At 59.6% G+C, this 12,197-nt stretch carries 13 protein-coding genes; 4 read left to right on the forward strand and 9 right to left on the reverse strand.

All coding sequences use genetic code 11. From position 1 onward, the window contains the following. Positions 1-86 precede the first annotated feature (86 nt). Positions 87-1,574, reverse strand: a complete 1,488-nt coding sequence (locus tag BW995_RS09145; protein WP_076399886.1) for a methyl-accepting chemotaxis protein — start codon at positions 1,572-1,574, stop codon at positions 87-89. 543 nt (positions 1,575-2,117) lie between these two features. Here BW995_RS09145 and BW995_RS09150 point away from each other — a divergent pair. From BW995_RS09150 to arsB, 3 genes are read left to right on the forward strand one after another with little or no spacing between them, the layout of a single operon-like run. Then, positions 2,118-2,552, forward strand: a complete 435-nt coding sequence (locus BW995_RS09150) for an ArsR/SmtB family transcription factor (protein WP_076399887.1) — start codon at positions 2,118-2,120, stop codon at positions 2,550-2,552. Further along, positions 2,549-3,007, forward strand: coding sequence for an arsenate reductase ArsC (locus BW995_RS09155; RefSeq protein WP_076399888.1), 459 nt, complete (start codon positions 2,549-2,551; stop codon positions 3,005-3,007). Before BW995_RS09150 ends, BW995_RS09155 begins: the two co-directional genes overlap by 4 nt. 28 nt (positions 3,008-3,035) lie before the next feature. After that, positions 3,036-4,055: an ACR3 family arsenite efflux transporter gene (gene arsB, locus BW995_RS09160; protein WP_076400421.1), complete on the forward strand. Its 1,020-nt coding sequence runs from the start codon at positions 3,036-3,038 to the stop codon at positions 4,053-4,055. 44 nt (positions 4,056-4,099) lie between these two features. Here arsB and BW995_RS09165 read toward each other — a convergent pair whose 3' ends face one another. From BW995_RS09165 to BW995_RS09180, 4 genes are all read right to left on the reverse strand, one after another. Then, on the reverse strand, positions 4,100-4,678 hold the full coding sequence (locus BW995_RS09165) for a peroxidase-related enzyme (RefSeq protein ID WP_076399889.1): 579 nt from the start codon (positions 4,676-4,678) through the stop codon (positions 4,100-4,102). Between the two features lie 28 nt (positions 4,679-4,706). Then, positions 4,707-5,690 (reverse strand): acrylyl-CoA reductase (NADPH), encoded by a 984-nt coding sequence (acuI, locus tag BW995_RS09170; RefSeq protein WP_076399890.1) that lies wholly within the window; start codon positions 5,688-5,690, stop codon positions 4,707-4,709. Positions 5,691-5,740: 50 nt separating this feature from the next. Continuing rightward, positions 5,741-6,379, reverse strand: coding sequence for an acrylate utilization transcriptional regulator AcuR (acuR, locus tag BW995_RS09175; protein WP_076399891.1), 639 nt, complete (start codon positions 6,377-6,379; stop codon positions 5,741-5,743). Between the two features lie 253 nt (positions 6,380-6,632). After that, positions 6,633-6,917 (reverse strand): hypothetical protein, encoded by a 285-nt coding sequence (locus BW995_RS09180; protein WP_076399892.1) that lies wholly within the window; start codon positions 6,915-6,917, stop codon positions 6,633-6,635. Positions 6,918-7,114: 197 nt separating this feature from the next. On the opposite strand from BW995_RS09180, the gene BW995_RS09185 reads away from it, so the two are divergent. Continuing rightward, positions 7,115-7,822 (forward strand): class I SAM-dependent methyltransferase, encoded by a 708-nt coding sequence (locus tag BW995_RS09185; RefSeq protein WP_076399893.1) that lies wholly within the window; start codon positions 7,115-7,117, stop codon positions 7,820-7,822. 345 nt (positions 7,823-8,167) lie between these two features. On the opposite strand, the gene BW995_RS09190 is transcribed toward BW995_RS09185, so the two are convergent. The 4 genes from BW995_RS09190 to BW995_RS09205 all read right to left on the reverse strand — a co-directional run bounded on the left by BW995_RS09190 (position 8,168) and on the right by BW995_RS09205 (position 12,026). After that, a complete protein-coding gene (locus BW995_RS09190) occupies positions 8,168-8,482 on the reverse strand; it encodes a HigA family addiction module antitoxin (protein ID WP_139332844.1) in 315 nt (104 codons plus the stop codon). 12 nt (positions 8,483-8,494) lie between these two features. Then, positions 8,495-8,776 carry a type II toxin-antitoxin system RelE/ParE family toxin gene (locus BW995_RS09195; protein WP_076399894.1) on the reverse strand — a complete coding sequence of 94 codons (282 nt, stop codon included), beginning with the start codon at positions 8,774-8,776 and terminating at the stop codon, positions 8,495-8,497. A 146-nt stretch (positions 8,777-8,922) separates the two neighbouring features. Further along, positions 8,923-10,521, reverse strand: coding sequence for a leucyl aminopeptidase family protein (locus tag BW995_RS09200; protein WP_084194711.1), 1,599 nt, complete (start codon positions 10,519-10,521; stop codon positions 8,923-8,925). Between the two features lie 2 nt (positions 10,522-10,523). Beyond that, positions 10,524-12,026, reverse strand: coding sequence for a leucyl aminopeptidase (locus tag BW995_RS09205; RefSeq protein ID WP_076399895.1), 1,503 nt, complete (start codon positions 12,024-12,026; stop codon positions 10,524-10,526). Positions 12,027-12,197 lie beyond the last annotated feature (171 nt).

Here is a 12,197-nt window from a genome sequence, read left to right on the forward strand (position 1 = left end):
TTCCAGAGTATCCGCACAAAACCGCACAGGGGTCGATCGTTATCCAGAACGATCGACCCCTGTGGTGTTGTATTCCAGAGTAGCCATCAGGTGTTGTCGATGAACTTCTGGATGTTGCCGCGCAATTCCGAGCTTGAGTCGGTGATTTCATTGGCCGACGACAGGGTTTCGATCGAGCTTTTGCTGCTGTCGCACGACGCCTGATAAACGTGATCGATGCTGGCCCCGATTTCGCTGGTGGCGGCAGACTGTTCCTGAATGGCGGCGGCAATCTGCACGGTGATTTCGGTCATCTGGCGGGATTGCGCCAGAACCGTGTCGGCCACCTCGCTGCACTTGCGGACGATGGTTTGCACGGTGTTGATGTGGCCGGTAATTTTCTCGGTGGACGAGGCGGTCAGGCGAGCCAGGCTTTTCACTTCATTGGCCACCACGGCAAAGCCTTTGCCAGCTTCACCGGCGCGGGCGGCTTCGATGGTGGCGTTGAGGGCCAACAGGTTGGTCTGGCTGGCGATGGTGTTGATCAGGGACACCACTTCACCAATCTCGCGCGAGGTTTCGGACAGGTCGCCGATCAGGGTATTGACTTCTTCCATCCCGCCCAGACTGTGGGTGCTGATGTCGGCAGCGGCGGTGGTGCGCTGGCCGATTTCTTCGATAGAGCTGTGAAGCTGTTCGGTCGCAGCCTGCAGGCTTTGCGTTTGCGCCGATGTTTCTTCGGCGGCGGCGGCTCCGGCAGCCGCCTGCGATTGCAGGTTCTGGCTGATCGAGCCGAGGCGGGAGGTCATCTCGGTCACCGCCAGTGACAGGTTCACCTGCTCGGTAATTACCGCCCAGGTCAGCATGGTGCCGATCACCTCGCCCTTACCGTTCCGCACGGCATTGATGGTCAGGTCAAGGTGCTGATCGGCCAGCTTGACCTTTGCCCGGTGCGGCAGGGACGCATGGTTGCTGACGATCTTGCGCTGGTGCTGGGGATGACGATGAAAGATGTCATAGGTCTGGCCGATGATCTGGTCAGGCTTGCACGGCAGGTAGGATGCCAGCGTTTCCAGTGTCTTTCTGGCCGTACTGTTGATGTAGGTGATCACCCCATCCAGATCACAGTACAGGACATTGACCGGCATGTTGTCGAGCATCTGCAGGTGGCTGTAGTTTTCGGCTTCGATGGCCAGACGCTGGGTGGCCACCGACCATGTCAGGGCTGCGGCGTAATAGCTGCCAGCCTCGTCAAGGATCGGGGAGATATGCAGGTCGAGCTTTTCGTCACCGAGGGAAACGATGGTGTGATAGGGCAGGTTTTTCACATCGCGCAGCAAGGTCCGCTGACGGTCGGGTACCTTGTGGAAGACATCAATCGATGAACCGACAACTGAATCAACGGGAATGGGCAGCAGGGATGCAACAGAGCGGAGCATTTTCATGCTGGCACGATTGGCGTAGATGATGGTGAAGCTCTGCAGGTCCATCACCATGATCGAGGTGGGCTGATTGTCCAATGCGGCAATCAGCGTTGACGCCATCTTTTTCGACAAGGCCACCGCAGATTTTTTAGAGCCGAATTCCATCAGCATGCCACCCTCCATTTGCACCATTCATAATGTGACAAGCATGAAACGTGCCATTGATATGAATTGCATGTCATCAATCATATGCTGGGCAACGATCTGATTCTGAATGAAACTATTTGAGTGTGCTGTGTGGATATATATTTTTTTTATTTATTTTAGGGATAATTTTGCATTTTGCGTTGCAGGAAGGTGATGGCAGATGCATTTTGCAATGTATTCTAAGAAGTATGTGTTTCTGATATATGTCCAATTCTGTTGAGTGAAAACAGGATTCTCTTTTTTGTGATTTTAATTTTGCAATTATTGTTGACATGTGTAGTTGTTTCATTGGTATTCACCGTTCATTTTTGCTATTTATAGTTGTTTTTATTGATTTGATACTCTTGATGCCTAATTTGCCGCGTGGTCTGAGCAACCGTCACGCGAGTCATGTCGAAAGGCTGTCCCCGCGTAATTCCGACCATCCCGGATCGGGATGCCCTTGACAGCATGATATCTACGGTTCTATCAATTTCTCAATTAGCGAAATGATAGTGGCGAAGGGTCATGCTGGAAACATTCGAAATCGTTGCCAAGGCAATCGCGGACCCCAGTCGGGTGCGGATAGTGAAACTGCTGGCCAGCGGCGAGCTGTGCGTGTGCCAGATCACCACTGTTCTGGGGCTGGCTCCGGCGACCATCTCCAAGCACCTGTCGGCACTGAAGGGCGCGGGGCTGGTGCAGCAGCGGCGGGAGGGCAAGTGGGTTTATTACCGTCTGGCTGATCGTCCTTTGAACGCGGATGCCCCGCGCTTTTTGGCGGTGGTGGCCGATGCCCTGTCTGATTGCCCGACCATTGCCGAGGATCGGCGTGTGCTGGCACAGGTCAACAGGGTTCCTCTTCAGGTGTTGTGTGATCAGGGGCGCTCGGCACTGGACGGGATGATCCTGAACGATGATGCAGGTGCGGTGCAGCCCTGCTGTGGGAGGCCATCAGAATGAACGGGACGGTTCATAATGTGCTGGTGTTGTGTACTGGCAACAGTGCGCGGTCGGTTCTGGCCGAGTGTCTGATCAATGATCTGGGGGGCGGTGCCTGGAAAGCCTATAGCGCGGGCAGTCATCCAACGGGGGTGGTCAATCCGCTATCGCTGGAAATCCTGCAGGAAAAGGGCCATGCCACTGCGGGCCTGCGGTCAAAGTCATGGGATGAATTTGCCCGCCCCGATGCGCCGGTGATGGATCTGGTGATCACTGTTTGTGATAACGCCGCCGGTGAAGTCTGTCCGCTGTGGCCGGGCGTGCCGCGCAAGCTGCATGTCGGGTTCCCCGATCCCGCCGCCGCCGAGGGCAGCCACCAGCAACGGCTGGCGGTGTTCCGCGAGGTTTACGAGATGATCTCTGTCCGCATGCAGCGGCTGATCACGCTGGGACTTGAGAAGGCGGGGGAGGTCTGAGATGTCCGACGGACAGGAAAAACCGGCCATGGGCTTTTTTGAACGCTATCTGACGCTGTGGGTTGCCCTGTGCATCGTTGCCGGGGTGGCGCTGGGGCATCTGTTTCCCGGACCATTCCACGCGATTGCAGGGCTGGAAATGGCGCAGGTCAACCTGCCGGTGGCGGTGCTGATCTGGCTGATGATCATCCCGATGCTGCTGAAAATCGACTTTGGCGCCTTGCATCAGGTCGGCCAGCACTGGAAAGGGATCGGGGTTACGCTGTTCATCAACTGGGCGGTCAAGCCGTTCTCGATGGCCTTGCTGGGCTGGCTGTTCATCGCCACCCTGTTCCGGCCCTTGCTGCCCGCCGACCAGATTGACAGCTATATCGCCGGGTTGATCCTGCTGGCGGCGGCCCCCTGCACGGCGATGGTCTTTGTCTGGTCCAACCTGACCCGTGGCGAGCCGCACTTTACCCTGTCGCAGGTGGCGTTGAACGACGCGATCATGGTGGTGGCTTTTGCGCCGATTGTTGGCCTGCTGCTGGGGCTGTCGGCCATTTCGGTGCCGTGGGATACCCTGTTGCTGTCGGTGGTGCTGTATATCGTCGTACCGGTGGCGCTGTCACAACTGTGGCGGCGGGTGCTGCTGGCGCGTGGGCCGCAGGCTTTGGCCGGGGTGCTGGCGGTTTTGGGGCCGGTGTCCCTGACCGCTTTGCTGGCGACGCTGGTGCTGTTGTTCGGCTTTCAGGGGGAACAGATCATCGCCCAGCCGATGGTGATTTTGCTGTTGGCGGTGCCGATCACCATTCAGGTCTATTTCAATTCCGGTCTGGCCTATCTGCTGAACAAAAAGCTGGGGGTTGCCCATTGCGTGGCCGGGCCGTCGGCCCTGATCGGGGCCAGCAATTTCTTTGAACTGGCAGTGGCGGCGGCGATCAGCCTGTTCGGCTTTCAGTCGGGGGCGGCGTTGGCGACCGTGGTCGGTGTGCTGATCGAGGTGCCGGTGATGCTGTCGGTGGTGCGGATCGTCAATGCCTCCAAGGGCTGGTACGAGGCCAAATAAGGGGCCCGGGACGGGCCAAAGCCAATCCCGGGCGGAGGGGCCTGTCAGCGGCCCATGCTGTAAAACTCGGCGTTCGGGCGCAGGCTGGTGACGTTGGCAAGGCGGTTTGACATGCCAAAGAAGGCCGAGATGGCCGCCATGTCCCAGATGTCGTCTTCGCTAAAGCCGTGTCCGGCCAGTGCCTCGAAGTCGCTTTCGCCGACCAGATGGGCGGTCTGCGAGACTTTCACGGCGAAGTCCAGCATCGCTTTCTGGCGGTCGCTGAGGTCGGCCTTGCGGTAGTTGGTTGCCACCTGATCGGCAATCAGCGGGTCTTTGGCCCGGATGCGCAGGATGGCACCATGAGCCACCACGCAATACTGGCACTGGTTGATGCTGCTGGTGGCGACCACGATCATTTCCCGCTCGGCCTTGGTCAGGGCGCCGGGCTTGTCCATCAGGGCGTCGTGATAGGCAAAGAAGGCGCGGAATTCGTCCGGGCGATGGGCGAGGGTGAGGAAGACGTTCGGGATGAAGCCGGACTTTTCCTGTACCGCAAGAATACGCTCACGAATATCGTCGGGCATGTCAGCCAGCGCCGGGACGGTGAAACGGCTGACCGGCCGGGTGTCATTCTGAGGCATGAAAGAAGCCTTTCTGATGTGTCTGCTGTTAGCGGTTGACGTCGACGACCAGTCGCCCGCGTACCGCGCCGTCCAGCAGGCGGGGAGCGAGGGAGAGAGCTTCTGCAAGGCTCACTTCCTGACCGATGGTTCCGAGTTTTTCGAGGTCAAGGTCGGTGGCCAGCCGTTGCCAGGCGCGCAGGCGGTCAGCCCGTGGGCACATCACGCTGTCAATGCCTGCCAATGTCACCCCGCGCAGGATGAACGGAGCCACCGTTGCCGGGAAATCCATTCCCGCCGCCAGACCGCAGGCGGTGACCACCCCACGGTATTTGGTAGTGGCGCAAACGTTGGCCAGAACGTGGCTGCCGACCACATCGACCGCCCCGGCCCAGCGTTCTTTCCCCAGCGGCTTGCCCGGTGAGGTAAACAGCGCGCGGTCAATGATCTCGGCGGCGCCAAGGTGGGTCAGGTAATCGCTGTCGTTGGGGCGGCCGGTCATGGCGACCACCGTGTAGCCTAGCTTGGCCAGCAGGGCCACCGCCACACTGCCAACACCACCAGCGGCGCCGGTGACCAGAATTTCGCCATCGGTCGGTGTGACGCCGTGCTGTTCCAGCGCCAGCACGCACAGCATGGCGGTGTAGCCCGCCGTGCCAATGGTCATCGCCTGTTGCGGCGAAAAGGCTGCTGGCAGCGGCACCAGCCAGTCACCATTCAGGCGGGCCTTTTGCGCCAGCCCACCCCAATGGCTTTCGCCGACCCCCCAGCCATTGAGGATCACCTGATCACCGGCACCGTAGTCCGGGTGGCTGCTGTCTTCGACGGTGCCGACCAGATCAATGCCGGGGACCATCGGGAATTTGCGCACCACCGGGCCTTTGCCGGTGATGGCGAGGGCGTCTTTGTAGTTGAGGGTTGAGTGACTGACCCGGACGGTGACGTTCCCGTCTGGCAGGGCGCTGTCGTCGATCTCTTGCAGGCGGGCGTGATAGCCGGTTTGGTCTTTGTCGATCAGGATGCCTTTGGGCATGATTTCCTCCCGGGATATTAGACTGATCGTCTAGAGACTGGTAAAAAAACTCAGCGACGGGGCAGGCAGGTAAAAAAATGGTCGGCGAAGGTGTCGAGCGGCGACAGGCTTTGTTCCAGCTTGGCGCGCAGAACGGCGCCTTCCCAGCCGATCCAGAAAAAAGCCGCCAGTTGGTCAACGTCGGCGGTATCGGCGATTTCGTTCGCCTGTCTGGCAGCGTTCAGGCAGCCGGCGAGGCGGTCTTGCCAGTCCTTGAAAGTCCCGTGCAGGCGAAGGCGGAAGCTTTCCGGCAAGGCCCCCATTTCCTGCCCCAGATTGCCGATCAGGCACCCACGGCGATAGCCGTAGCGGGCCATACCGTCTTTGGCGTCGTCGATAAAGGCCCGGACCCGTGCCAGTGGCGACAGGGTGTGATTGTGAAAATGCCGGTCCAGCTTTTTGGCAAAGAACGCGCCGTACAGGCTGACCAGCTCCAGCCCGAAAGCCTCTTTGCTGTCGAAGTAGTGGTAAAACGAGCCTTTCGGAACACCGACCTGCTTCAGGATTTCATCAAGGCCGGTGGCAGAGAATCCTTTTTCCGTCAGGACTTCCAGCCCGGCACGCAGCAACAGGGCACGCGTATCGACAAGCTCGTCGCGCTGTTTGGGGGGTCTTCCCCGGCGGCGGGGGGATGTGGGGTGCGTGTCCATGGGATGGATATTAGACTGGTCGTCTATAAAATGGCAATGGGAGAAATTCAGCCCGTTTTCGCATGCAGATGGCCAATCTCGGCAGGGTCAGTCGTAGTTGCCGCTTCCGCCTTGCCGGAAAATCTTGATCGCTTCAAGGGCAGCCTTCGGCTTGAACTCTACCGAATATAGTTTCCGTGTAACCTTACCCATTTTTCCGTCCTTTATCAGGTCGGGATTAGCTTATCACTCTGTCCGATTTTCCGAGGCTACCTCATTCCAACAGCCCAGTCTCATCGGGCGTCAGGTCGAAAAGCTGGTAAACGATCTTATCAATCTGGGCTTCGGCTTGGGTGGTTTCTGCCGATAGGCGGGTCATTTCGGCACGGTCACGGGTGATCCAGTCTTCCCGGTCGGACCGTTCAGATAACGGAATATCGGCTTTGAAAACCTTTTTTATCTCGGCTCGGAAGGCGGCGAAGTCAGGTAGAAGCCGCCATTCTTTTAACTTGGTGCTTAGTTTAGGCCCTCGCCCATTTGTCCAAAGGGACGGGGCCATCTCATAATGCCATCTTCCTGTCGAGAGGCTATCAGGGTAAGCTGCCCCGCGAATGAGTGGAAATGCTGCTTCTCTAGAGCATTGCGCGAAGAGCGGGAACCAGTTCTCGCAAAAACAATGCGGTAAAACAAAAGCCTGGAGCTGTGAGTGCTGTCCACATTCAAGGCTCTGGCCCTAAGGAATATGGAGACCGAAGGATGCCGGAATACGATCCTTTAAAGAAGTTCGGTGGAAAAGAAGGTGCGGATTGGCGTTACTTCGCACAGGATTTTATGGAACACCGCCAACCGCATTGGATGTCCATCTATTATCAGTGCAGTGTCGCAGCGCAACGCCCGGATATCACATCTGTTCTGGAATTCGGTGGTGGTCGGGATGTGACCAGAACCCTGATGCGCCATATTGGTTTGGACTATACAAGCGTCGATGCTATTGATAGATTTTATCCGGATGTAGTATCGACTATTGATGATTTCCCGTTTGATGGGAAAACGTATGATATGGTCTGTTCTTTCCAATGTCTTGAGCACAATCCTTATGAGAATGTGCCGGGCATGCTGAAGCACATGGCGCGCTTCTCAGGCAAATACGTCTATATTTCAGTTCCATATAGCGGGGCATGGTTCGGTCTGTCCTGGACGCTGCGGATTCCGTTCAGGTCGTGGTCAAAGACCATCACCTTTACCGCCGATGGACTGGGTGGCCGTGCGATTGATAGTCGTCCATTTCACCAGCTTCCCAAAGAGGCCCAATTCGCCAAGCACTGGTGGGAGGTTGGCCGTCCGGGATTGCCGAAAAAGCGTTTCATTCGGATGGCTGAGACGGCGATGGATATGCGGCTTATCGACATGATGCATAATCCCCATATGCCCCATCACCTGTTTTTATTGTTCTCCCGCCCCTAGAGCATTGTGCGAAAAGTGGGAACCGGTTTTCGCAAGAACAATGCGACAAAACAAAAGGTTAGAGCAGCGTGCCTGCGTCCGGTTTAACGCACGCTGCTCTAAACAGGATTTGGGGCATCGGCCTCCTGGTCAGATACACCCTGATGCCCCAAACGCAACGGGCGGCCCTCCCGACCAGGCCGCCCGTTGTTCTTTGGCGCATGACAGCCATGCCATATGATCCGCATCGGCCTTTTCGCAACAACAATACGACAAAACAAAAAGTTAGAGCAGCGAGCCTGCAGAAGATCACAAGCGGGGAAGTGGCAGCAAGAAACGTGGTGTCCTTGCACCAGCGTTGAGCGGTCAGAAGGGGGCCATCCGGGCCGGGGCCTGATCTGCAATCAGGGGGACGATGTGACTGAGATCCAGCGTCCGCCCGGTGGCGTTCAGGTCGTACAGGGTTTGCAGGTTCATCCAGAATTCGGCACCGGTATTGAACACCCGCCCCAGCCGCAAGGCCGTATCGGCGGTGATCGGGGTTGCCTCTTTGGCCAGCCGCTCGATGCGGGTGCGGGGAATGCCACAGGCTTTGGCGACGGCATAGGCGCTGAGATTCAGCGGCACCAGAAACTCTTCCCGCAGGATTTCGCCGGGGTGAATGGCGGGACCGTGCATCATGGCAGCGCCTCCTTAATGGTAGTCAACGATTTCAACATCTTCAGCGGCCCCGTCTGACCAGCGAAAGCAAACGCGCCACTGGTCGTTAATGCGGATGCTGTGCTGTCCCTTGCGGTCCCCGCTCAGGGCTTCCAGCCGGTTTCCCGGTGGCTGGCGCAGGGCATTCAGGTCAACAGCAGCCATGATCATGACCAGCTTGCGCTGGGCGGTCCGCAGGACGTCGGCGGGGAAGCCTTTGGGGGACTGTCCGGCCCAGATGGCTTCGGCATGCTTCCCTTTAAACGATCGGATCACAACGGCGGTCCTGATTGTTATACTGTAATTGTATCATCAAATGATACCATGAGCAAGGTCAGCACCCTCTTTTTCTGGCGCCAGAAATTAGACCAGCGCCAAACACTTGCCGGGGTCCAACCTGTGCAATGATCACAGCCCCCCGATCAAAACTGATCGGTCAGCCAGTCAAACAGGGTCAACACCCCAAATCCGGTGGGACCAACCGGCATATGCGCCGTTGCGGTGGCCCGTTCGCTCACCCCGGCAATATCAAGGTGCGCCCATGGCGTTCCGTCGGGAACGAAGTGCGACAGAAAGCGCGCCGCGTGCAAGGCGTCGGGCAACAGGCGCCCGGCCGAGGCACATTGCTTCAGATCGGCACAGTCGCTTTTCAGATCTTCATCCAGCGCCTCGCTCAACGGCATCCGCCACAACAGTTCGTCGGTTGACTGCCCCGAGCGGATCAGCCCGCGTGCCAGCGCATCATCGCTACAGAACAATCCGGCATGATGATGCCCCAGCGCCACCACAATGCTGCCGGTCAGGGTCGCCAGATCAATCACCGCCTTGGGGTTTTCGGTGGCACAGCCCCACGACAGGGCATCGGCCAGCACCATCCGGCCTTCGGCATCGGTATCAATCACTTCGACGGTCAGACCGGCATGGCTGGTGTAAACATCGCCGGGCCGATAGGCGGCGCCATCGGTCATGTTTTCGGCCAGTGCCATGATCCCGGTGACATTGACCGGCGTCTGGGCGGTGGCAACGGCATGCAACAGCCCCAGCACCGTGGCTGCGCCGCCCATGTCGCCCTTCATCTCTTCCATCCCGGCGGCTGGCTTGATGCACAGCCCACCGCTGTCAAAGGTCAGCCCCTTGCCGACCACCAGCACTGGCGCACTGCCATCCCCAGCCCCGCGCCAGCGCATCACCACCAGAGCAGGCGGATGGGCACTGCCGCGACCAACGGCCAGATGCAAGTTCATGCCTTCGGCGGCCAGACGCTCGGCATCGAGCACCTCGACACTGACGCGCAGCTTGCTCAAGCCTTGCGCCTTTTCGATCATCCGGGCCGGAGTCAAAATATTGGCCGGTTCTGCCGTCAGACGGCGGGCCAGTTCCACGCCTTCAGCGGCGGCGCGCAACTGGGCCCACGCCGTTTCGGCCATTCTGGGATCACCGACCCGCACGCTGATCAGCCGCAACGGGCGCGGAGCCTCCGGCCCATCAGCCTCATGGCGGCGATAGTCGGGCATCGGCGCACAACGCAACCGCAGCCCCAGCACAAAGAACGCCGCCATCAGCGGCTCCAGCCCCAGATCGATGGCCGCCGAGGTAATGCCATTGGCCATCAGGACAGCGCCGACCTCGGCACCGCAGCGCCGGGCGGTTTCGGCATCCATCGCGCCAAACTGCCCCAATCCGGTCAGCACGACCTGCGCAGGCAGCGGCGTTCCACTGTCATCACAACGGGGGGGATGCAGCAGCAAGGCGTTGCCGCTTTTGCCGGTAAAGGCAGGCAGACGGCGCAGCGCCTGCCCGATCCAGCGGTCGGCCCCCAGGGCACGGGCGGCGGCGGTTGGATTGCCGCCTTCCCACACCCCCAGCACCAGCGCCTCGGCCTGCGCCAGAGGACGCCCGGTGAACTGGACCTCGACCGGAGACACCGCCCGTTTCCCCGGGTTTGAACGGGACGCCGCAGCAGAGGCTGCCCCACGCTCCCGCCCGCCCGGTGACCGGGCGGCAGTCTCCATGCTGCTCATGCTCAGGCCTTGTCTTCGTACTGTTCCGCCACCAGACGATCCAGCAGACGGACACCGAACGCGGTCCCGCCCTTTGGCACCAGCGGCTTGTCCTTACTGCCCCAGGTCACGCCCGCGATATCGAGGTGGGCCCACGGCGTGCCCTTGTCGATGAAGCGTTGCAGGAACTGCGCAGCGGTGATCGACCCGGCCTCGCGACCGCCGACGTTCTTCATGTCGGCAATGTCGGACTTGATCTGCTTGTCATAGGCTTCGCCCAGCGGCATCCGCCACAGCTTTTCGCCGGTGGCCTTGCCTGCGGCGGTCAGAGCGTCGGACAGGCTGTCATCGTTCGAGAACAGGCCGGCATGCTCGCTGCCCAGACTGATGATGATCGCGCCGGTCAGGGTCGCCAGATCGACGATCGCCTTCGGCTTGTATTCCTGCTGGCAATAGGTCAGCACATCGCACAGCACCAGACGGCCTTCGGCGTCGGTGTTGATCACTTCGATGGTCTGCCCGGACATCGAGGTCACCACGTCGCCCGGACGCTGGGCGGTCCCCGACGGCATGTTTTCCACCAGACCGACCAGACCGACGACGTTGACCTTCGCCTTGCGACCGGCCAGTGCCTTCATCAGGCCAACGGTGACGCCAGCGCCGCCCATGTCCCACTTCATGTCTTCCATGCCGCCGGCCGGCTTGATCGAAATGCCGCCGCTGTCAAAGCAGACACCCTTGCCAACGATCGCCAGCGGAGCCGTATCCTTTTCAGCCGCACCAGTCCATTCCATCACCACCAGCTGGCTTTCGCGCGCCGAGCCCTGACCGACCCCCAGCAGGGCGCCCATCCCCAGCTTGCGCATGTCCTTTTCACCGAGCACGGTGACCTTGACACCCAGCTTTTCCAGACGGGTGCATTCCTTGGCCAGTTCTTCGGGGCCGAGGATGTTGGCCGGTTCGGATTGCAGGTCGCGGGTCAGGAACACCCCGTCGGCCACCGCATCCAGCAGGCCAAAGGTCTTTTTGGCGTCATTGCCAACCGCCGACAGGATTTCCAGTTTTTCAAGCTGCGGCTTGTCTTCCTTCTTTTCCTTCGTACGGTACTTGTCAAAGCGATAGCTGCGCAGACGCGCGCCATAGCCGACATTGGCCGCCGCCTGCACCGCGTCCAGATCGCTGTCAGCGGGCAGGTCCAGCGCAATCGCGCCATGCTTTTCGGTTCCGCTGGACAGGGCGGCACAGGCCACACCGCCAAAGGTCTGCAGCGACGCCAGCGACAGGTCTCCCGGCTCGCCCAGTCCAATGGCAATCACCCGGGTCACATCGACGCCCGACGGGCACAGCAGACTGAGGGTCTGCTCGGCCTTCCCGTCAAAACGGGCGGCGTCCATCGCACGGGTCAGGGTACCACCGGTGGCGTCATCGACCAGACGGGCCGTGGCCGACAGCGCACGGTTGGCGAACACACCAACCACCAGCGCACCGGCCTTCGGCAGGCCGGATTTGGCAAAGCTGATCTTCATTGATACGGGAACTCCTGCGGAGAGGCGATCAGGGAAACGGGCATACAGAAAGCACTGTAAACCTTTGGCCGCCAAAAGGAAGGGGAAGATAAGCACGCGCCCGGCGAGCGGGTTTTCGTCCTATAGATGGCGTTATATTCATGCTATAGTATCCTCATAAGAGGGGATCGT

This window comes from Insolitispirillum peregrinum, assembly GCF_900156605.1.
Taxonomy (GTDB): domain Bacteria; phylum Pseudomonadota; class Alphaproteobacteria; order Rhodospirillales; family Rhodospirillaceae; genus Insolitispirillum; species Insolitispirillum peregrinum.